This is a genomic window from Streptomyces sp. NPDC003943 (assembly GCF_053605265.1).
This window is the reverse complement of record NZ_JBSGIW010000005.1, coordinates 60,202-81,543: the sequence shown is the minus strand read 5'-3', so window position 1 is coordinate 81,543 and position 21,342 is coordinate 60,202. Positions and strand designations below refer to the sequence as shown.

17 protein-coding genes are annotated in these 21,342 nt (G+C 73.3%); 2 read left to right on the top strand and 15 right to left on the bottom strand.

Translation table 11 applies throughout. The annotated features are described in order from the left end of the window. Positions 1–43: 43 nt before the first annotated feature. From mycP to ACWEV0_RS03585, 9 genes are all read right to left on the bottom strand, one after another. Positions 44–1,294, bottom strand: a complete 1,251-nt coding sequence (gene mycP / locus ACWEV0_RS03625; RefSeq protein WP_453146112.1) for a type VII secretion-associated serine protease mycosin — start codon at positions 1,292–1,294, stop codon at positions 44–46. Between the two features lie 29 nt (positions 1,295–1,323). Continuing rightward, positions 1,324–2,841: a hypothetical protein gene (locus tag ACWEV0_RS03620; RefSeq protein ID WP_453146110.1), complete on the bottom strand. Its 1,518-nt coding sequence runs from the start codon at positions 2,839–2,841 to the stop codon at positions 1,324–1,326. Positions 2,842–2,862: 21 nt separating this feature from the next. Next, positions 2,863–3,414, bottom strand: a complete 552-nt coding sequence (locus ACWEV0_RS03615) for a hypothetical protein (RefSeq protein WP_453146108.1) — start codon at positions 3,412–3,414, stop codon at positions 2,863–2,865. Positions 3,415–3,489: 75 nt separating this feature from the next. Next, positions 3,490–5,805, bottom strand: a complete 2,316-nt coding sequence (locus ACWEV0_RS03610) for a xanthine dehydrogenase family protein molybdopterin-binding subunit (protein WP_453146106.1) — start codon at positions 5,803–5,805, stop codon at positions 3,490–3,492. Beyond that, complete coding sequence (locus ACWEV0_RS03605) at positions 5,802–6,944, bottom strand: 2Fe-2S iron-sulfur cluster-binding protein (RefSeq protein WP_453146211.1); 1,143 nt, start codon at positions 6,942–6,944, stop codon at positions 5,802–5,804. The genes ACWEV0_RS03610 and ACWEV0_RS03605 overlap by 4 nt, the downstream gene beginning before the upstream one ends. 47 nt (positions 6,945–6,991) lie before the next feature. Beyond that, entirely contained in the window at positions 6,992–7,891 is a 900-nt protein-coding gene (locus ACWEV0_RS03600; protein ID WP_453146105.1) for an FAD binding domain-containing protein, read from the bottom strand. Between the two features lie 266 nt (positions 7,892–8,157). Continuing rightward, positions 8,158–9,792, bottom strand: a complete 1,635-nt coding sequence (locus tag ACWEV0_RS03595) for a beta-N-acetylhexosaminidase (RefSeq protein WP_453146104.1) — start codon at positions 9,790–9,792, stop codon at positions 8,158–8,160. A gap of 142 nt (positions 9,793–9,934) precedes the next feature. Continuing rightward, positions 9,935–10,222 carry a DUF3039 domain-containing protein gene (locus tag ACWEV0_RS03590; protein ID WP_451608529.1) on the bottom strand — a complete coding sequence of 96 codons (288 nt, stop codon included), beginning with the start codon at positions 10,220–10,222 and terminating at the stop codon, positions 9,935–9,937. Positions 10,223–10,251: 29 nt separating this feature from the next. Continuing rightward, positions 10,252–10,812, bottom strand: a complete 561-nt coding sequence (locus ACWEV0_RS03585) for a YqgE/AlgH family protein (RefSeq protein ID WP_389218799.1) — start codon at positions 10,810–10,812, stop codon at positions 10,252–10,254. A gap of 262 nt (positions 10,813–11,074) precedes the next feature. On the opposite strand from ACWEV0_RS03585, the gene murA reads away from it, so the two are divergent. Further along, entirely contained in the window at positions 11,075–12,415 is a 1,341-nt protein-coding gene (murA, locus tag ACWEV0_RS03580; protein WP_403800769.1) for a UDP-N-acetylglucosamine 1-carboxyvinyltransferase, read from the top strand. 141 nt (positions 12,416–12,556) lie between these two features. On the opposite strand, the gene ACWEV0_RS03575 is transcribed toward murA, so the two are convergent. The 4 genes from ACWEV0_RS03575 to ACWEV0_RS03560 all read right to left on the bottom strand — a co-directional run bounded on the left by ACWEV0_RS03575 (position 12,557) and on the right by ACWEV0_RS03560 (position 18,066). Further along, positions 12,557–12,838 (bottom strand): HU family DNA-binding protein, encoded by a 282-nt coding sequence (locus tag ACWEV0_RS03575; RefSeq protein WP_389218793.1) that lies wholly within the window; start codon positions 12,836–12,838, stop codon positions 12,557–12,559. Between the two features lie 350 nt (positions 12,839–13,188). Beyond that, positions 13,189–14,625 (bottom strand): malic enzyme-like NAD(P)-binding protein, encoded by a 1,437-nt coding sequence (locus ACWEV0_RS03570; RefSeq protein ID WP_453146101.1) that lies wholly within the window; start codon positions 14,623–14,625, stop codon positions 13,189–13,191. A gap of 405 nt (positions 14,626–15,030) precedes the next feature. Further along, the gene (locus ACWEV0_RS03565) at positions 15,031–17,406 is read right to left on the bottom strand and encodes a HelD family protein (protein WP_453146099.1); all 2,376 of its coding nucleotides are present in this window, start codon (positions 17,404–17,406) and stop codon (positions 15,031–15,033) included. A 105-nt stretch (positions 17,407–17,511) separates the two neighbouring features. Then, positions 17,512–18,066 (bottom strand): ABATE domain-containing protein, encoded by a 555-nt coding sequence (locus tag ACWEV0_RS03560; protein WP_453146097.1) that lies wholly within the window; start codon positions 18,064–18,066, stop codon positions 17,512–17,514. Between the two features lie 393 nt (positions 18,067–18,459). Here ACWEV0_RS03560 and ACWEV0_RS03555 point away from each other — a divergent pair, with 393 nt between their 5' ends. Continuing rightward, the gene (locus ACWEV0_RS03555) at positions 18,460–19,296 is read left to right on the top strand and encodes an MmyB family transcriptional regulator (protein ID WP_453146095.1); all 837 of its coding nucleotides are present in this window, start codon (positions 18,460–18,462) and stop codon (positions 19,294–19,296) included. On the opposite strand, the gene ACWEV0_RS03550 is transcribed toward ACWEV0_RS03555, so the two are convergent. Together ACWEV0_RS03550 and ACWEV0_RS03545 are read right to left on the bottom strand one after the other, a co-directional pair. Next, positions 19,293–19,991, bottom strand: a complete 699-nt coding sequence (locus ACWEV0_RS03550) for a response regulator (RefSeq protein WP_453146093.1) — start codon at positions 19,989–19,991, stop codon at positions 19,293–19,295. The two genes, ACWEV0_RS03555 and ACWEV0_RS03550, sit on opposite strands and share 4 nt — an antisense overlap. Continuing rightward, positions 19,988–21,274, bottom strand: coding sequence for a sensor histidine kinase (locus tag ACWEV0_RS03545; protein WP_453146091.1), 1,287 nt, complete (start codon positions 21,272–21,274; stop codon positions 19,988–19,990). The genes ACWEV0_RS03550 and ACWEV0_RS03545 overlap by 4 nt, the downstream gene beginning before the upstream one ends. Positions 21,275–21,342 lie beyond the last annotated feature (68 nt).

The following is a 21,342-nucleotide window of genomic DNA, read 5'->3' as shown; positions in this document are numbered from 1 at the left end:
CGTTCTCACGCACCTCAGGAAGCCGACGAGCCCGACGAGGGCGTCAGGCGCGACGCGAGCGGACGACGACCGCGACCACCGCTCCACCGACGAGAAGGGCAGCGCCGACACCCAGCGCGACCCACCATCCGGTGTCGCCGCCGGTGGAGGAGGCGGCGGACGGGGACCCGGAGGACGGCTTCGCGGACGGCGCGGACGGCACGGACGAGGCTGACGGCGACGAAGCGCCCGGAGAGGCCGACGCCGACGGCGCCTGCCCGGCCGCCAGATCCGGCAACGGGTAGACGTCGGCCGGGCCCGGGTCACCGGGGTCGGTCAGGGCGATCCGGGGCCGGATGGCGCCGTACCCGATGTAGTCGGTCCGCGCCTTCCCGTTCTCCGGCTTGCCCGCGGTGTTGAGCATGACCCGCAGCACCTGGTTGTTGGTCCAGTCGGGGTGCTCGGCCCAGATGAGGGCGGCGGAGGCGGAGGCGAGGGCGGTGGCGTTGCTCGTACCGCTGCCGGTGCACAGTTGCGTGCCCTTGGAGCATGCCCGTACGACGGTCTCGGCCGGTGCGGCGAGATCAACCTGTGGTCCGGTCTCCGACTTGGGCCACCAGGCGGCCTTCCTGTTGAGGCCGCCGACACCGACGGCCCCAGGGGTGGCAGCGGGATACAGGACCGGGTTTCCCTCGTCCGCGTTGTTGCCCACACCCGCGAAGACGAGCTTGTTCTTGGAAAGCGCGTACCGAACGGCGACGGCGAGCTCGGGTCCGGGCTTGTCGCTGTTGGCGACCGAGATGTTGATGATCTTGGCCTGGGAGTCGGCCGCGTAACGGATAGCGGTCGCCATGCCCTGCGAGAAGGTCTCGTTCACCCGGTCCTTTACCTGCCACCGTTCCTGGCTGTACGCGATGCGGATCGGCAGGATCTTGGCCTTCGGTGCGAGCCCGAAGGATCCTTGCTCCGGCCCCCGGGCCCCGGTACCGGCGATCAGGGCAGCCATGCCCGTGCCGTGATCGTCAAAGTCGTTGTTCTCGTCCCCGGACAGCTTCGAGTAGTCCTTCCCGGGGAGGACCTGGCCGCGAAGGTCGGGAATGGTGTCGTCCACGCCGGAGTCGATGACCGCGACGACGACACCCTCCCCCTTGCTGATCTGCCACATCTCATCGGCCTTCATGGCATCGAGATGCCACTGCATCTCGCGCACGGACTCGGCGTGGGCCGGGGTCGCACCGATGCCCAGCAGCGTCAGCGCCATCACGGCCGCTCCGAGGGAGCCGCGCCGCACGACCCGTTCGCTGCTGGTTCGCATCTGTGTCTCCGTGTCCTTCTGTTACGGGGTCAGTCGACGACCGGGGGAACGATGGGCCGCGTGCCCTTGCGCCAGGTCTCCTCGTCCTCGACAAGGTAGTCGGGACGCTCACCGGCGCGCTCGTCGCTACGGTCTTCACGGTCGTTGCGCACGAGTCCGGTGCCGCCGGGGGTGAATGGCCTGCTGCCGGCCCGGCCGGTCTGCTGCGCCCTGCCGCCGACCACGCCGCCCTGTTCCGTGGCCAGCCGTCGGCCGGCCGCCGAGCCGTTGCCGCCGCCAGGGCCGCCACCGGGGCCGTGGGGGCCCATGGCTCCGCCCATGCCGCCACGGCCGTACGGCTGCTGCCGCTCGTTGCCGACCACGGTGCCGCGCGGAAGGCCGGTCGCGGGACGGCCGCCGGTCGACGGCGGTACGGGGCGGCCGCCCACGATGCCCTGTTCGTTGGGCAGCCGTGGCATCAGTGGCCCCTTGGGGCCGAGCGGCCCGGGGCGCAAGGACGGCAGCTTCGCAGTGCCGCCGGTGATCGGCAGCTGCGGCGGGACGCTCACGGGGCCGTGGGTGAACGTGGGCGGGAGGAACGGGTTGCCGCCGGGGTTCGAAGGCCCTTCGGGCCTCACGGGGCCCGGGCCGGGCGGGGTGGTGGGTACGGTCGGGGCGTCGGGGAGCGTGGCCACCGAGTCGATGCCCAGGTCGGCGGGTACGTCGGCGGGTAGGCCGGGCAGAGCGCGGGCGGGATCAGGGCGCGCCGGGCCGGCCGGGTCAACCGAACCGACCGGCCGCTGGTCGGACTCGCGCACGTCACCGCCGTCACTCCTGCCGTCGGCACGGCCGCCGATGACGTCACCAGTGCGGCGAGCGCTGGTGGACGGAGTGCTGCTTGACCGGGACGAGGTCCCGGGCATCTGGATGTAAGAGGCATTCGGGTCGACCCAGTCCTTGCCCAGATACCCCGCCGGCGGCGGAAACACCGGCCTCTCCGCCCCGTTCACCCGCTGGCCCTCGAACGTGTATGTCTGCCCCAGCGAGCGCAGCTTCATCAGCGCCTCGATCCGCGCCTTCTCCCGCGCGTCCGCCGCCGCCTTCACGTCCGCCGCAGCCGAGGTGACCTCGGTCCTGCCGGCTCCGGGGTCGTGGCGGGCGGCGTTCAGCGCCTTCTGGGCGGTCGCGTAGTCCGTCTTCGCCGAGGCGCTGGTCGTGGCGATGTCGTCGACGCCGCTCCGCGCCACGGCCATGGCCTCGGCCGAACGGGAGAGGCATTCGCCGGCCAGCTTCGCGTAGGCGGCGAGGTGGAGCGTGGCGTTGGCGGTGGCGTTCTTCCACTCCAGGAACGCCTCCGCGCCCTCGCCCGACCAGGCGAGACCGGTGCCGCCGCGCGGCTTGAGGGCGTCGGCGATGTGCTCGATCCTGGTCCCGACGGCGGCCAGCTTCGCCGCCAGCGTCGTGGCCCGCTCGTGCTGGATGGGCTTGAGCATCGCGAGCAGTTCCTCGTTCGACAGGCCGTCGAGCGGGGTCGACTTCGGTTCGGGCGTCTTCGGTGTGCTCCCCATGCGACTCTTCCCCCTGTCGTCCTAGTAGCCCTGCGTGGACGTGCCGCCCGCGGCGGGCCGCTCCGCCGTGCCCTCGCCCTTCGCATGCGTGGCGTCGGGGTCGGGGACGGGGGCGGGGGCGGGGCCGTTCTGGTCCCGCTGCAGGTCGGTGATCTGTGTGTTGAGCGCACTCATCCGCGCGCGGACGTCGTCGTCGATGTCCTCGTATCCGGTCTGCGCGAGATCGATCGCGATCTTCATGCTCTCCATCTGAAGCCCCAGGACCTTGGAGAACGTGACCAGTTCCTGCCGCACGACGTCGTACGTGGAGAAGAGGAAGTCGGCCTCCTGGAAGCCCGGCCCCGCGAGGGCGGCCTGCTCCAGCCAGTCCTCGCCGATCCGGCCCGGGCCGGCCTCGGACCCGTTGAAGCCCTTGAGCAGCTCGTCGACGTCCTTCTTGAGCCGGGCCAGCTCGGTCACTTCGTACGCCATGGCCGCGGCCGCCGCGGCGGCCCCTGCGGCCCCGCCGATCAGCGGCATGACGGCCAGCGCCGCGCCGACCGTCTCGCTTCCGTCCCCCACCGGCTCCGCCACTGCCGCCTCCCCGTTGACACGTCAGATGTCAACTGTAGTCAGCACAACTGACCATGCGGACGGAAGAGTTGCGTCTCAGCCAGTCACCACCGCCGCCTGCGGCCTGATCGGCAGCCGGTTCACCGGCCGTCCCGTCGCCGCCCGTACCGCCGCGGCCACCGCGGCCGGCGAGGTCACCACCGGGACGGCGCTCGCCGGCTTCGCGCCGAACGGGGCCACGACGTCGCGCTCCTCCACCAGCTTCACGATGCGGATGTCGGGGGCGTCCAGGGCGGTCGGAAGGGCGTAGCCCGTCAGGTCGGGGTGGCGGACGAGGCCGCGGGAGGTGCGGAGGTTCTCGGTGAGGGCGGCGCCGACGCCCTGGGTGACGCCGGCCTCGATACGGGTGGCGAGCTGGGCGGGGTTGAGGATGCGGCCGACGTCCTGGGCGACGGCCATCTCGACGACGCGGACCGCGCCGAGCTCCACGTCGACGTCCACGACGGCGCGGATGGCGCAGAAGGCGAGGCCGACGAAGGCGTCGCCCTGGCCGGACTCGTCGAGCGGCTCGGTGGGGTGGGGGCGGCACTGGGCGGTGGCCCAGAGTTCCTTGCCGGCCATGGCCTCGGCGACCGTCGTGGACAGCACGCCGTCGTACGAGGTGATCTTGCCGTCGTTGATCTGGAGCAGCTCGGTCGACATGCCGAACTTGTGGGCCAGCGGCTGGAGAAGCTGCGTGCGGACCATCTTCGCGGCGCGTTCGACGGCGCCGCCCGAGACCCAGGTGTGCCGGCCGTGGGTCGACGGGCCGGCCGGGGGCTGGTCGGTGTCGACGGGGGCCACGTGGACCTCCTCGACGCCGAGGGTCTCCTGGACGATCTGGCGCGCGAGGGTGGAGAAGCCGGAGCCGGTGTCGACGGCCGCGCAGATCACGGTGGCGACGCCGTCGAGGACCCGCACGGTGGCCGTGGAGACCTCGTCGGTGCCCTCGGCACCCAGCATGTGCACCATGCCGACGGCGTAGCCGACGCCCCGCCGCACCGCGCCGGGCTCGCCCGCGCCGTCCGGGCCGCCGGGCAGCAGCCAGTCCTCCTCCGGGGAGTCCATCGGGAGGTCGGGGAGCGGGAAGTCGCGTACGGCGGCGAGGAGTTCGGCGACCGGGGCCGGGCAGGTGACGGTCTGGCCGGTCGGCAGGATGTCACCGGTGGCCAGTACGTTGCGCATGCGCAGTTCCGCCGGGTCCAGCCCGATCCGGGCCGCCAGCTTGTCCATCTGCGCCTCGTACGCCGCGCACACCTGCATCGCGCCCTCGCCCCGCACATGGCCGGACGGCGGGTTGTTGGTGCGCATCGCCCAGCCCTCGACGAAGGCGTGCGGGACGACGTACGGGCCGCAGGCGAAGGAGACGGCGGCGGCGAGCGACTCGGCCGAGGAGTCCGCGTACGCGCCGGCGTCGAGCAGGATCTGCGCCTCGACCTTCACCAACCGGCCCTCGGCGTCCGCGTGGTGGCGGTAGCGCAGCAGGGTGGGGTGGCGGTGGGCGTGGCCGAGGAAGGACTCCTCGCGGGTGGCGGTGAGCTTGACCGGGCAGCCGGTGCGGAGGGCGAGCAGGCCGAGCGGGATCTGGAAGCCCGGGTCCTCGCGGTCGCCGGTGGCGCCGGGGACGCCGGTCACGACGACCTTGACCTGCTCGGGCGGCAGGCCGAAGCAGGCGGCGGCCAGGTCGCGGTCGGTGTGCGGGTCGGTCGAGGCGGTGTAGAGCTCGACGCCGCCGTCGGGGCGCGGCACGGCGAGCGCGGCCTCGGCGCCGACGGGGGCGGTGTCCTGCCGGCCGATCCGGTACAGGCCCTCGACGACGACCTCGCCGGTCGCGTCGGGGTCGCCGAAGCGGAGCGGGATGTGCCGGATCAGGTTGCCGTCGGGGTGCAGCGGCGGCGCGGCGAACGCCTTCTCGGGGTCGGTGACCGGCTCCAGGATCTCGTACTCGACCGCGATGGCGGCGGCCGCGAGGCGCGCCGTGTCCGGGTGGTCGGCGGCGACGGCGGCGATGGCCTCGCCGTGGTGGCGGACCAGGTCGGCGGCGAAGACCGGGCGGTCGGCGACCTGGCGGCCGTACGTGGCGGCGCCGGGCAGGTCGGCGTGGGTGACCACGGCCCGTACCCCGGGCAGCTCGGCCGCTGCCGACGTGTCGATCGACAGGATCCGGGCGTGCGGGTGCGGGGAGCGAAGGATCGCGGCCCACAGGAGGCCCTCGGCCCACAGGTCGGCGGCGTACGGGTAGGTTCCCTCGGTCTTCGCGCGCGCGTCGGCCTGCGGGAGCGACACGCCGATGCCCAGACCGTCGAGGCCGGGAACCAGGCCGGGAACCTGGCCGGAATCCGCCGCTTCCGTCGTCGTCGGGTCGCTGGTCACGCGATGCCTCCGTCATGCGGGTGGGGGATCTGGTGCGGGATACGGGCGCCGGCATCGTCGCCGAACAGCGACAGCTCCGGCTCGTCGCCCTCGGCGGCCTCGGCCCCGCGCGCGGTGACGACCTCGCGGACGGCGTCGAGGACACCCCGGTAGCCGGAGCAGCGGCACAGGTTGCCGCACAGCGCCTGCCTGGTCTCCAGCTCGGTCGGGGCGTGGTTGCCTTCAAGGAGGTCGTGGACGGTCATGGCCATGCCGGGAATGCAGAAGCCGCACTGCACCCCGCACTTCGCCAGCGCCTTCTGCACGTCGGACGGCTCGCCGTCCACGGCCAGGCCCTCGACCGTCCGCACCTCGCTTCCGGCCGCGGTCGCCGCCGGCACCAGGCAGGAGGCCACGAGCCGGCCGTCGACCTGCACGTTGCACGCGCCGCACTCACCCTGCGAACAGCCGTCCTTGGCCCCGGCGAGGCCCAGCCGCTCGCGCAGCACGTAGAGCAGCGACTCGCCGATCCACGACTCGGTGACGGGGCGGTCGGCGCCGTTCACGCGCAGCACGTAGGAGATGTGCGGGTGCTCGTCGCTGTCGACCGTGCTGTCAGGAGCGAAGTCCTCCGGCGCGAAGGCGGACGCGGGAGCGGGCGCGGGCTCCCCCGCCGGGACGGGCTCCGGCTCCTGTGCCGGCTCGGGCACCGCCACGGGCTCCTGCTCCTGCTCCCGGACGGGTTCCGGCTCCACGGCTTCCTGCACGGGCACGGGCACGTGCTCAGGCGCGGGCTCGGATACGGGTACGGGCGCGGGCTCCGGCTCCTGCACCGCCCACGGCGCCGGCGCGCCCCCCGGCAGCGTGGCCGGGGCGTCGCCCGTGTACTGCGCGAGGCGCGAGGTCGTGTACTCGCCCGAGTCCTCCAGCGCCTCCGCGCCGTCCTCGATCGTCGGGATGGTCCAGGAGGCCGTCGGGGTCTCGACGGACGGCCCCGGCCAGGCGGGCCTCTCCTCCGGCGCCAGCGGCGTCAGCGGCGTGATGAGCGGCGGCACGTACCCGTGCCCGGGCGCCTCCAGCGGGACGCCGTCCAGCATGAAGTCGGGCGGCAGCTGCACGAAGGCCGTGGCGTCGCCGTCGTACCCCTCGCTCTGCGGGATCGGCTCCCAGCCGCCCGCCTGCCCCGTACGGTCCTCGTGTGCGTCGCTCACGACAGCGCCCTCCCCAGTGCCCGTCGGGCCAGCGCGGCGACCGTGCGCCGCAGGTGCAGTACGCCCGGGGGCAACGACTCGTCGCCCGGCGGGTCCGGAACGCAGGCGGCGCCCACGTACTCGCCGAACGCGGTCAGCGCCTCCGGGGCCAGGCCCCGCTCGCCGTCCCAGTCGACCAGGGAGGCGATCCACTGCTCGGCCTCCAGCGGCCGCAGCGGCATCGGCGCGATCGCGCCCACCGCGCAGCGCACCCCGCGGCGCGCCGGATCGAGGACGACGGCGACGGAGGCGGTGGCGCGGGCCGGGCCGGTGCGGCCGGTGGCCTTGAGGAAGACCTGCGGGGCGTGCAGCAGCGGCACCCGGACGAAGGCGACCAGCTCGCCGGGGGCGAGCATGTCCCGCCCGGCGAGCAGATGGCTCACGGGCAGCTCGCGGCTGCCGAGCGGACCGACGACGACCAGGTCGGCCTCCAGGGCGGCGAGCACGGGCAGGGAGTCGCCGGTGGGCGCGGCGGAGACGACGTTGCCGCCGAGGGTGCCGGCGTTGCGGATCTGCGGCGGGCCGGCGACGCGCGAGGCGGCGGCCAGGGCGGGGATGAGGGCCGCGAAGTCGGGGCGGCCCATCCGGGCGTGGGTGAGGCCGGCGCCGAGCAGCGCGTGGCCGTCCTGGTACTGCCAGCCGCGGATCTCGTTGATCCGGCCGAGGCCGACCAGGCCGGCGGGGCGCAGCTGGCCGCGGTTGACGGCGGCCATGAGGTCGGTGCCGCCGGCCACGGGAACGGCGGCCGGCATGGCCGTGAGCGCCGCCACGGCCTCGTCGAGCGAGGCCGGCAGCGTCACGGAAGGCGTCACGGACCGCGCCGCGTCTGGTGCCGTCTGTGGTGCGTGCGTGGTCAACCCGCTGCCCCTTCCCGGTGTCCCCGGAGATCCCCGACTGTCCCGGCTGTCACGCCTGTGTGGGCGTACCGTACGTGCTCACCGCCCGGACGTGGCAACTCTGGCACATCTTCCGAGCCGTACGTCGCGAGGGTCCGCGAAGGACGGTTCCGTCCGGGACGCGAGGGGAACTCCCGTGAGCGAAGGTAACTTCCCTTTTGCCGCGTGTGGGTGAACCAGGGGCGATAGGTACCTCACACGCGCGCCTCTTGCGCTTCCGCGCTCCCTCACACCTTCGGGGGCGCCCCGTCGAGCGGGCGGCCGAGGACGCCGGGCCGGCGCTGCCAGGGGTGGGGTCCGGCGGGCGGGCGGTAGTCGACGCCGAGGGCGTCCAGGCGCCGGTAGTGGGCGTCCATCCGGCGCTCGAATCCGGCCAGGTCGCGCGCCTCGGGCGCGGGCAGCCGGGACCAGGCGACCTCGGCGAAGGCGGCGAGCCGCGGATAGGTCTGGTAGTCGACGCGGGACCGGTTCTCCATCACCTCGGTCCACACGTTGGCCTGGGTGCCGATGACGTGGGCGGCGGCCTCGGGGGCGAGGCCGGGCGGCACGGGCTCGAAGCGGTAGACGTCGGCGAGGGTCCGTACGTATCCGATGGGCATCGGCTCGTCCTCGCCGGGCGCCTGACGGTGGTCCAGGTACACGTGCTGCTCGGGGCACATCACGACGTCGTGGCCCGCCTCGGCGGCGGTGACCCCGCCCGCGTACCCGCGCCAGGAGGACACCGTGGCGCCCTCCGCCAGGCCGCCCTCCAGGATCTCGTCCCAGCCGACGAGCCGGCGGCCGCGCGCCGCGAGCCAGCGGTCGAAGTGGCGGATGAACCACGACTGCAGGCCGTCCTCGTCGCCGACGCCGAGCTGCTTGATCCGGGCCTGGGCGGCCGGGGAGGCCCGCCACTGGTCCTTGGGGCACTCGTCGCCGCCGACGTGGACGAAGGTCGACGGGAAGAGGTCGAGCACCTCCTCGAAGACGCCCTCGAAGAAGCGGATCACGTTGTCAGTGGGGGCGAGTACGTTCGGATTGACCCCCCAGGTGTCCCAGACGGAGAGGGCGGTGGTGTCGATGACGTCGGTGTTGCCCAGTTCCGGGTACGCGGCGATGACGGCCTGCGCGTGTCCCGGCAGGTCGATCTCGGGGACGACAGAGATATGCCGGTCGGCGGCGTAGGCGACGATCTCGCGGATGTCGTCCTGCGTGTAGTAGCCGCCGTGCGGCGTGTCGTCCCACAGCGGTGACGCCCGGTGCCCCCACTTGCTGCGCGCCCGCCACGACCCGACCTCGGTGAGGCGCGGGTGGCGCTTGATCTCGACGCGCCAGCCCTGGTCGTCGGTCAGGTGGAGGTGCAGGACGTTCAGCTTGTGCGCGGCCATGAGGTCGAGCTGCCGGAGGACGTCGTCCTTGGGCATGAAGTGGCGGGCGACGTCGAGGAGGAGGCCGCGCCAGGCGAAGCGGGGTTCGTCCTCGATCGTCTGCGCCGTCAGGGCGGTGACGGGCCGCGTCCTGACGGGCGCCTTGCGGAAGGCGTCCGGACCGAGGAGTTGACGGAGCGTCTGCGCGCCCCAGAAGACCCCGGCCGGGCCGCCGCCGGTGATCTCGACGACCTGGTGGGCCAGGACGTCGAGCCGGTACGCCTCGGTGGCGAGGCTGTCGTCGACGCGCAGTCGGATGCTGTTCGTCGCGTTCTCGCCGGGCGCGTCGCGCAGTGGCAGCGCGAAGGCGGCGCCGAGCACCGCGCGCAGCCAGCGTTCGGTGGTCTCGGTCCCGGGCGCGGCGCTGAGCGTGGTCCGCCGGTCGAGGGCGAAGCCGCAGCGGTACGGGCCCTCGACGCGTAGGGGCGCGGGGATCAGGTCCGGTTCGGAAGGCACCCGCGTGAGGCTAGGGGCGGACCACCCCGCCCACAAGAGGTCTGGACCACCTGACGCGAAACGGCCCCCGCCCGGCGCGCCGAAGCACACCGGACGAGGGCCGTCCCCGGACCGCGGCGAGGCGGCCCGGGCAGCCGCCGGACTACTTGTCGCCCTTGCCGCCCTTGTCCTTGTCCCCGCCGGAGCCCATGGACTCGTAGATCTCCTTGCACATCGGGCACACGGGGTACTTCTTCGGGTCGCGGCCCGGTACCCAGACCTTGCCGCACAGTGCCACCACGGGAGTGCCGTCGAGGGCACTCGCCATGATCTTGTCCTTCTGGACGTAGTGGGCGTAGCGCTCGTGGTCGCCGTCACCACTGGAAACCTGCGGCGTCGGCTCGACGAGGGTTCCCGTACCTGCCCCGCGCTCGGGCTCGAGAGTGCTCATGAGGCCCAGGGTACTGAAAGCGCGGGGCCTCAGTTGAGCGACGGGTCGTCCGGGTACGTCGCGACCATCGCGAGCTCGCCGCGCTGGCGGCGCAGGACCTGGCGCCAGAGGGTGTCAGGGCGGGGCGAGGAGACGTCGCCGGGCTCGGACTCGACCACGTACCAGGCGCCGTCGCGCAGCTCGGTCTCCAGCTGGCCGGGGCCCCAGCCCGCGTAGCCGGCGAAGATGCGCAGGGCACCGATGGCGGGACCGAGCAGCTCGGGCGGGGTCTCCAGGTCGACCAGGCCGATCGCGCCGTGCACCCGCCGCCAGCCGAGGGGGCCCTCGTCGCCGGGGATGACGGCGATGCCGAGGGCGGCGTCGAGCGAGACGGGGCCGCCCTGGAAGACGACGCCGGGCTCGCCGGCGAGCGCGGCCCAGGGGGCGAGGATGTCGCCGACCGTGACGGGCGTCGGGCGGTTGAGGACCACGCCGAGGGAGCCCTCGTCGTCGTGGTCGAGCAGCAGCACCACCGTGCGGTCGAAGTTGGGATCCGCCAGGGCGGGCGTCGCGACGAGCAGCCGGCCTGTGAGCGAGGACACCTCGGTCATGCGACACATGATCCCGCATCTTCGGCGATCGCGGGGGTTGTCCGGCCGGGTCGGGGGTAGGCGTGCGCCGTCACGGCCCGGCCCGGCCCCCGGGGGCCGGCGGGGCACAAGTGGACGGTGACGCTCCGCAAGATCACGGAGACGGAGGGTGTTGTGCCGAATTCATTACGTTCACGGCGCCCCCTCGGCCACACAATCGGGGTCTGATCGCCCCTTACCCTTTTCTCTGGCCACCCGACCGACGACCCGGAACGCGAGATCCATGACCGGCACAGACGATGTCCTGCTTGTCCACGGCGGAACCCCGCTGGAGGGCGAGATCCGCGTTCGCGGCGCGAAGAACCTCGTGCCAAAGGCGATGGTCGCCGCCCTGCTCGGCAGCGAGCCGAGCCGACTGCGCAATGTGCCCGACATCCGTGACGTCCGGGTGGTCCGCGGACTGCTCCAGCTGCACGGCGTGACGGTCCGCCCGGGCGAGGAGCCGGGCGAGCTGATCATGGACCCGACGCACGTCGAGTCCGCCAACGTGGCCGACATCGACGCCCACGCCGGCTCCTCCCGGATCCCGATCCTCTTCTGCGGCCCGCTGCTGCACCGCCTCGGCCACGCCTTCATCCCGGGCCTGGGCGGCTGCGACATCGGCGGCCGGCCGATCGACTTCCACTTCGACGTGCTGCGCAAGTTCGGCGCGACGATCGAGAAGCGCGCGGACGGGCAGTACCTGGAGGCCCCGCAGCGGCTGCGCGGCACCAAGATCGCCCTCCCGTACCCCTCCGTCGGCGCCACCGAGCAGGTGCTGCTCACCGCCGTCCTCGCCGAGGGCGTCACCGAGCTGTCGAACGCGGCCGTGGAGCCGGAGATCGAGGACCTCATCTGCGTGCTGCAGAAGATGGGCGCGATCATCGCCATCGACACCGACCGGACCATCCGGATCACCGGTGTCGACAAGCTCGGCGGCTACAACCACCACGCCCTCTCCGACCGCCTGGAGGCGGCCTCCTGGGCGTCGGCGGCGCTCGCGACCGAGGGTGACATCTACGTCCGCGGCGCGCAGCAGCGCTCGATGATGACCTTCCTCAACACGTACCGGAAGGTCGGCGGCGCCTTCGAGATCGACGACGAGGGCATCCGCTTCTGGCACCCGGGCGGCTCGCTCAACGCGATCGCCCTGGAGACCGACGTGCACCCCGGCTTCCAGACCGACTGGCAGCAGCCGCTGGTGGTGGCGCTGACCCAGGCGTCCGGCCTGTCCATCGTGCACGAGACGGTGTACGAGTCGCGGCTCGGCTTCACCTCGGCGCTGAACCAGATGGGTGCCCACATCCAGCTGTACCGCGAGTGCCTGGGCGGTTCCGCCTGCCGCTTCGGCCAGCGCAACTTCCTGCACTCGGCGGTCGTCAGCGGCCCGACCAAGCTGCAGGGCGCCGACCTGGTCATCCCGGACCTGCGCGGCGGCTTCTCGTACCTGATCGCGGCCCTCGCCGCCCAGGGCACCAGCCGGGTGCACGGCATCGACCTGATCAACCGCGGCTACGAGAACTTCATGGAGAAGCTCGTCGAGCTGGGCGCCAAGGTCGAGCTGCCGGGCAGCGCGCTCGTCTAGGGCCTTTCCGACCCTCGTCCGCCGGACGGGCCCCAGGGCCCGCAGACGGACGAACGAAAGGGCGGCCACCCCCTGACAGGGTGGCCGCCCTTCTGCTTGCCTCAGGCCGCCTCTACGGCCTCGGCGCGCTGCCTACAGGCCTTACTTGCCCTTGGCGGCTTCCTTGAGCTTGGAGCCCGCGGAGACCTTCACGCTGTAGCCGGCCGGGATGTTGATCGGGTCGCCGGTCTGCGGGTTGCGCGCGGTGCGAGCGGCACGGTGGGTGCGCTCGAAGGTCAGGAAGCCGGGGATGGTGACCTTCTCGTCGCCCTTGGCGACGATCTCGCCGGCGATCTCGGCGAAGGCGGCCAGCACGGCGTCGGCGTCCTTGCGGGTCACCTCGGCGCGGTCGGCCAGGGCGGCCACCAGCTCACTGCGGTTCATTTCTTTACTCCCGTGTTTCTTCTTGCCTGTGAGGCGGGTTGCCTGTGAGGCGGGCCACGCGGCGGGGCCGCATGATGGGCACTGCGAAGCCGATGCTGCCAGGGCCCTCGGACACTCCCCGGACCCGGGTCTGGTGCCGGACCCTCGCGCCCAGACCGCATCCTGCCCCCACCAGCGGCGGGAACGCCAATCCGGCACCCTCCGGGGTCACACGAAAAGCGCCAGGGCCCCGCACTGGTGACGTTGCGTCGACTCCGCGCGGACGGTGCGGAGCCGAACTACCACCCTAAAGGCGGGTTTGGGGTGCGGCGACCCGCGACACGCTCGGCGGCACCGCACCCCGGGGAGACTCAGACTCCGTTGACGCCGTTGTTCGCGCCGGCGCCCGCCGCCTTGGCCGCGTTGCGGACCGCGCCGGCGACGGCGCCGGCGACCTTGTCGTTGAAGACCGACGGGATGATGTAGTTCGGGTTCAGCTCGTCCTCGGTGACGACGTCGGCGAGCGCGGTGGCCGCGGCCAGCATCATGTCGGTGTTCACCGTGCGGGACTGGGCGTCGAGCAGACCGCGGAAGACGCCCGGGAAGACCAGCACGTTGTTGATCTGGTTCGGGAAGTCCGAGCGGCCCGTGGCGACGACGGCGGCCGTCTGGCGGGCGATCGCCGGGTCCACCTCGGGGTCCGGGTTCGCGAGCGCGAACACGATCGCGCCGTCGGCCATCGCGGCCACGTCCTCGCCGCCGAGCACGTTCGGGGCGGAGACGCCGATGAAGACGTCGGCGCCGACGACGGCCTCCTTGAGGGTGCCGGTGACGCCCTCGGGGTTGGTGTTGTCGGCGATCCAGCGCAGCGGCGTGCCGGCCGCGGCGTCCACCAGGTCCTCGCGGCCCGCGTGCACGACGCCGTGGATGTCGGCGACGACGGCGTGCTTCACGCCGGCCGCGATGAGCAGCTTCAGGATGGCCGTACCGGCGGCGCCCGCACCGGACATGACGACCCGTACGTCCCCGATGCCCTTGCCGACCACGCGCAGCGCGTTGGTCAGCGCGGCGAGCACGACGATCGCGGTGCCGTGCTGGTCGTCGTGGAAGACCGGGATGTCGAGGGCCTCGCGCAGCCGGGCCTCGATCTCGAAGCAGCGGGGCGCGGAGATGTCCTCCAGGTTGATGCCCGCGAAGCCGGGGGCGATGGCCTTGACGATCTCGACGATGGCGTCGGTGTCCTGGGTGTCCAGGCAGATCGGCCAGGCGTCGATGCCGGCGAAGCGCTTGAAGAGGGCCGCCTTGCCCTCCATGACGGGCAGGGCGGCCTTGGGGCCGATGTTGCCGAGGCCGAGGACGGCGGAGCCGTCCGTCACGACTGCGACGGAGTTGCGCTTGATGGTGAGGCGGCGGGCGTCCTCGGGGTTCTCGGCGATGGCCATGCACACCCGGGCCACACCGGGGGTGTAGATCATGGACAGGTCGTCACGGTTGCGGATGGGGTGCTTGGACGCCATCTCGATCTTGCCGCCGAGGTGCATCAGGAACGTACGGTCCGAGACCTTGCCCAGGACGACGCCCTCGATGCCGCGCAGCTGCTCGACGATCTCCTCGGCGTGCGCGGTGGAGGTCGCGGCGATGGTGACGTCGATGCGCAGCTTCTCGTGACCGGAGGCGGTGACGTCGAGACCGGTGACGGAACCGCCGTGGGACTCGACCGCCGTGGTGAGCTGGGAGACCGCGGTGCCGCTCGCGGGCACCTCGAGCCGGACCGTCATCGAGTACGAGACGCTGGGCGCCGTTGCCATGGCCGTGTTCCTCTTTCCCTAGCTTCGTTGCTACGCCGGCCCGGCTGGTTGCCCGGCGGCGCCCTCCGATCGTCGCACCTACCTGCCGGTAGCAGGTAATACGGTCTTTTCGTTTTCGGAAAGTAGTTTCCACCATACGAGAGACGGCAGGGAAACAGAAGGGCCGCCCCGGTAAGCGACCCCCGGAAGCCGGGAAGCCGCCCGGGAAACGGAAGAGGTCCCCGCCACCCGAAGGCGACGAGGACCTCTGCAAGCAGATGACACCGACCCGCCATGCTCGCCTCGCGGCAAGTGGTCCCTCTAAGGGACGAAGGTTGGGCCCGGGGGCTTGGATCGAGCCGGTGTCACGACAAGGCTAACAAACCACCCGCGAACGCGATTCCTCCGGCGCGGGATGACTTGAAATCAGTCCCGCAGGAGGTCCGGCACACCGTCCGCGTCCGGCAGGTCCCGGGCGCCCGAGATGACCGTCAGCGCCTGCGTCGACCGGGTGAGGGCCACGTAGAGCACCCGCAGGCCGGCCGGCGACTCGTCCGCGATCTCCGCGGGCGAGACGACCACCGTGGCGTCGTACTCCAGGCCCTTCGCCTCCAGCGAGCCGAGCGCCACCACCCGGTCGCCGAGGCCGGCGAGCCAGCCGGCCGCCTCCCTGCGCCGGTCCATGGCGACGACCACGCCGACCGTGCCGTCGACCTCGCCGAGCAGCCGCTCCGCCTCCGACCGCACGGTTTCGGCCAGCTCGCCCTTCTCCGCCACGGGTACGAAGCGGGGCTCGACGCCCGTGGAGCGCACCGCCTTCGGCGCCTCCTTGCCGGGCATCGCGAGCGCGAGCACCCTGGCGGCGAGCTCGGCGATCTCGGCCGGGTTGCGGTAGTTCACGGTGAGCTCGAAGCGGCGGCGCGGCCGGGTGCCGAGGGCCTCGTCGCGCGAGGCCGCGGCCTCGTCCGGGTCGGACCAGGAGGACTGGGCCGGGTCGCCGACGACCGTCCAGGTGGCGTGCCGGCCGCGGCGGCCGACCATGCGCCACTGCATGGGCGTGAGGTCCTGGGCCTCGTCGACGATGACGTGGGCGTACTCGGTGCGCTCGGCCGCGAGCCGCTCGGCCCGCTCGCGCTGCGTCTCCTCCCGTACCGGCATCAGCTCCTCCAGGCCGGTGAGCTGGTCCAGCGGGTCGTACTCGCGCTTCTTGCGCGGCCGGGCCGGCGTGCCGAGGAGCGTGGCCAGCTCGTCGAGCAGCGCCACGTCGTGCACGGACAGGCCGGGGCGGCGCAGCGAGCGCGCGAGGCGGCGCACCTCGCCCGGGTTGAGCACCCGGCGCGCCCAGCGGCCGAGCCGCTTCTCGTCGGCCATGGCGTCGAGCACCCCTCGCGGGGTGAGCTCGGGCCACCAGGCGTCGAGGAAGCCGAGGAAGGAGTCCTCGGTGGACACGTCCTCGTCGAAGGAGGAGCGCAGCTCGGCGGCGAGCTCGGGGTCGCTGTGCCGGCCGGCGGCGCCGGACTTGGCGTACAGCGCGTCGAGGAGCAGCCGGCGGGCGCGCGGACGCAGCAGGTTGACGGGCGCGGTGCCGCCGAGCACGTTGTGCCGGATGCGCCTGAGCTCGTCGGCCTCCAGCTCCAGGCGGCGGCCGAAGGCGACGACGCGGAGCAGCGTGGGCGTGCCGGCCGGGGCCGGTGCCTCGGGGGCCTCGTCCTCGGCGTCCCCGAAGGCGAGCTGCCCGCCGTCGGAGGCCGGGGAGGCCGGCCGGGCCTTGGGCGCGGGCGTCTCCAGGGCGCCGCGGGCGGCCTTGCGCAGGACGGCGAGCATCCGCGACGAGCCCTTGATCCGGGCGACGGCGGGCTCGTCGTACGCGTCGGCCTCGGCGCCGTCGACCAGCGAGCCGAGCGCGCGGATGGCGACCTGGCCCTCCTCGCCGAGCGAGGGCAGCACGCCCTCGGTGTACGAGACGAGCAGCGGGGTCGGCGAGACGATCAGGATGCCGCCCGCGTAGCGGCGCCGGTCCTGGTAGAGCAGGTAGGCGGCGCGGTGCAGGGCGACGGCGGTCTTGCCGGTGCCCGGCCCGCCCTCGACGTACGTGACGGAGGCGGCGGGCGCCCGGATGACCAGGTCCTGCTCGGCCTGGATGCTGGAGACGATGTCCCGCATGGTGTGGCTGCGGGCCCGGCCGAGCGCGGCCATGAGGGCGCCGTCGCCGATGACCGGCAGGTCGCTCCCGTCGAGCGTGGCCTTCAGCTCGGGGCGCATCAGGTCGTCCTCGACGCCGAGGACCTTGCGGCCCTTGGAGCGGATGACCCGGCGCCGTACCACCCGGCCCGGGTCCACGGGCGTCGAGCGGTAGAAGGGGGCGGCGGCGGGGGCGCGCCAGTCGATGACGAGCGGGGCGTAGTCGGAGTCGAGGACGCCGAGGCGGCCGATGTGCAGGGTCTCGCCGATGTCGGCGGTGTTGTCGGGGCGCACGGCGTCGTCGGCGGGCTCGACGGAGGTGTAGGCGCCGTCGGGGCCCTTCTTGCCGTCCTTGCCGTGGAGCAGGTCGATCCGGCCGAAGAGGAAGTCCTCGAACTCGTTGTTGAGCCGGTTGAGGTGGATGCCGGCCCGGAAGACCTGGGCGTCGCGCTCGGCGAGGGCGCCGGGCGTGCCGACCTGGCCGCGCTTGGCGGCGTCGGTCATCAGGAACTCGGCCTCGTGGATCTTCTCCTCGAGGCGGCGGTAGACCTGATCCAGATGTTCCTGTTCGACACCGATCTCACGGTCTCTGACCGTGTCGACGGCTTCCTGCGCGGCCACCTCGGGCCCCCTTCTGACGTGCACTGGGCAGCCGTCGAGCGTACGCCACCCAGGGGCGATATGTCAGGGGCGGGCCCCTTCTCGGCGGGCCGCCCGCCGCGCGGGTCAGTCCCCGAGACGGGCGGCGCGGTGCCGGGCGACCCGGGCGCGGTTGCCGCACGCCTCGCTGGAGCACCAGCGGCGGCGCCTGCCGCGCGAGGTGTCGAGGTAGCAGCGGCGGCAGCCGGGGCCCTCGCAGCGGCGCAGCAGGGCCCGGGCGGCCGGGTCGGTGAGCAGGTCGACGGCGTCGCGGGCGACGGCGGCGAGCAGGGCGCGGCAGTCGGGTTCGCGGCTGAGGGTGCGGACGAGACGGCCGGAACGGGTGGGTACGGCGCGGGGCGCGGGCGGCGCGGCCGCGGCGGCGAGCGCGTTGAGCAGCTCCAGTGCGGCGGGCCGGACCGGGCGGCCCTCGACCTGGGCGGTGACCAGGTCGGCGACGCAGTCGCGCAGTTCGCGGAAGGCGCGCAGCCAGCGGTTGTCGAGGGCGCGCAGGCGGACGGCGGGCGGGACGAGGCCGGCGGTGCGCAGGAAGCGGGCGAGGGTCTCGGGCCGGTCGAGGGGTTCGGCGGCGAGGTCGAGGCAGACCCGTCCGGACACGAAACCCGCCGCCCGAGAAGCCATGCCCACGCCACCCCTCCCGCCTCGCCGGACCTGTCGCCGGACTCGTCGTCGGACCCGTCACCGGGCTCGTCGTCGGACTCGTCATCAGAGTGCTCCCGGGAGCCGGGAGTGACCAGGGGGCGTGCGCCCGGCCGTGGCCGAGGAGGGCCGGGAACGGCCGAAAATAAGTCGGCCCGGGCGTACGGGGGAGCCGCCCGGGCCGACTGGAAACCGAACGGCTCGGGGGGTTGCCGTCCGGTCGTCCGTGGGATCCTCGCAGGTCAGCGCGAGGCACCGCCAGCATGAACGTTGAACGGTTTAATATCTACGAGCCGTTTTTCCTACGAATTCGCACACGGGAAAATCAGGACAGGGCACAAAGCGCAACGTACACGCACAGGCACAGGGGGTGTGGTGAACAAGACGGCACTACGGGCCCTCCTCAAGGAGCGCCGCGAGCTGATCGCCCCCGAGGCGCACGGCCTCTCCCGGCCGACCGGCCGCGGCCGGCGCGCCCGCGGCCTCTCGCAGCAGCAGGTCGACGAGCTGACGCTGCGCGCGGTCGACACGTACAACCGCCTGGAGACCGGCCGCTACCCGAACCCGCCCGCCGACTACCTCCGCCAGGTCGCCCGCCTCTTCGGCCTGAACGAGCAGGAGTGGGTGTCGCTGTGCCGGTACGCGGGGATCGGCGACCCGCCCGGGCCGCTGCACGCCTCCTCCGGCCTGGAGGTGCCCGGGGTGTGGCAGGAGGCCGTGGACGGCATCTCCCACATGGCGTACGTCACCGACGCCTCCTGGAACCTCCTCGCGCACAACCGGCACTTCGCCGACATGTACCCGGGCGGCCGGGCCCCGGCGAACACCATGCGCTGGATGCTCCTCGACAAGGAGGCCCGCGACACCACCCTCATCGACTGGCGGCACGGCTGGGCCCCGCTGATCCTGCCCCAGCTGCACGCGGCGATCGCCGCGCGCCGCGACGACGAGACGCTGGCGCGGATCGAGCGGGAGGTCCGGGCCGACCCGGAGCTGGGCCCGCTGTGGGAGGCGGGCGGCGCGCACATCCACCCGGACGGCGACGAACGCCCCATCCACCACGCCCTCCTGGGCCGCGGCCACGTCACGATCTGCGCCGCCCAGCCGCTCACCGCACCGGGCGCCCGGCTGATCATCATGATCTTCCGCCCGGGCCTCCAGAAGGCCCACGCCCGCGCCCCGATGCTGCGCGCCCGCGCGTCCGGCGCCTAGGACGGGCCCTGAGGCCCGTCCGGCGCCCGGCGAGCCGTCACCAGGCCCGTCTCGTACGCGGCGATGACCGCCTGGGCGCGGTCGCGGACGGAGAGCTTGGCGAAGAGGCCGGTGATGTGGTTCTTCACCGTGGAGGCGCTGACGCCGAGCCGGCCGGCGATCTCCGTGTTGTCCAGGCCGGTGGCGATCAGCCGCCACACCTCCCGCTCGCGCGGTGTGAGTCCGTCGGTGCCGGAGGGCGCCGGGGGTGTTGCGTGGTGCTCGGCGGCGGTGACGTGCCTGGAGATGAGACGGGTGAGGAGCCTGGGCGCGAGGATCGCCTCACCGTCGCGGACCACCCGCAGGGCGGCGACGAGTTCCTCGGGCGAGATGTCCTTGGGCAGGAAGCCGCAGGCCCCGGCGCGCAGGGCGGCGACGACGTGCTCGTCCATGTCGAAGGTGCTCAGGGCGAGGACGCGGCAGCCGGGCTGTTCCGCGGCGAGGCGCGCGGTGGCGGCGATGCCGTCGAGGACGGGCATGCGGATGTCCATGATGACCACGTCGGGCCGGTGCTCGTGGGCCAGGCGTACCGCCTCGGCGCCGTCCGCGGCTTCGGCGACGACCTGGAAGTCCGGTTCCGGGGCGAGCATCAGGGCGAGGCCGTGGCGGACGAGGGCCTGGTCGTCGGCGATGAGGATCCTGACGGGTGGGGTCACGTGTACGCCTGCTGGTCGTGATCGTGGTCGGGCAGGGGCAGGCTGGCGCGGACGGTGAAACCGCCGTCCCCGGGGCCGGCGTGCAGGGTGCCGCCGTGCAGGGCGACCCGTTCGCGCATGCCCAGGAGGCCGTAGCCGGGGGCGCGTGCGGCGTGGCGGTGGTCGGGCACCGGGCCGTCGTCGGCGACGCTGACGCGCACCTCGTCGGGAGCGCAGGTGAGGCGGACGGCCACCTTCGTGCCCCGGCCCGCGTGCTTGCGCGCGTTGGTGAGGGCTTCCTGGACGATGCGGAAGACGGCGAGGGAGACGCTGGACGGCAGGGTCCGCGGGTCGCCGTCGGTGGTGAGGGTGGTCGGCAGACCCGCGCGGCGGCTGTCCTCGACGATGCGGTCGAGGTCGTCGATGCCGGGTTGCGGCGCGGTGGCCTCGCGCTCGTCGTCGTTCTCGTCGCCGGCACGCAGCACGTCGAGCAGGTGGCGCATTTCGCGCAGGGCGGTGCGGCCGGAGCCTTCCAGGGTGACGAGGGCGTCGCGGGCGGTCTCCGGTGACCGGTCGAGGTTGGCGCGGGCGCCGCCGGCCAGCAGCTGCATGGTGGTGAGGTGATGGGCGACGATGTCGTGCAGTTCGCGGGCGATGCGGCGCCGTTCGTCGGCGACGGCCCGGTCGGCGAGGAGCCGCCGGTGGTTCTCCGCGTTCCGCTGCCAGCGGTCGACGGCGACGGCGGCACCGGACACGAACAGCGCGGACGAGGCGTTGGCGGCGAGTTCGAGCAGCGAGGGCGCGGGCAGTGCCGGGTGTACGAACTGGAGCACCGCGACGCAGCCCGCGACGGCGGCGGCCGCGACGGCCGCCCGGCGCCGGCGTACGACGGTGAAGAGCGCGACGACGGTGGCGGCGCCGTAGTGCTGGCCGACGGCGCTGAACCAGTTGAGCGACAGGTTCGTCGCCAGGACTCCGGCCAGGGCGCACAACGGTGCGCGGCGGCGGACGAGCAGCAGCAGGGAGGAGGCGACCACGACGAGACAGCCGGCCACCGGGACGTGGCCCTGGTTCATCTGGCTGGTGACGGTGAATCCGACGAGGTCGACGGCGGCGGCGCCGGCGGCGACGAGCCCGTCGTGCCGGCTCCACGGTCCGGAGCCCCGGCGGCGCGGGCCCGCGCCGCCGCCGGTCCCGCGGACCTGCTCGCGGTCGTCCGCGTGCACCTTCATGTCCCCCGTGCCCTTCCCCGTGGATCGCCGCGGCGGCCTGCTGAGCTGCGGCTTGTCCGTCGTGGCCGTCATTGTGTCAGCGCGGTGGGCGCCTCGGGGTCGGGAGCAGGGGTGAGCGGGGACTGGGAGCAGGCTCCCAG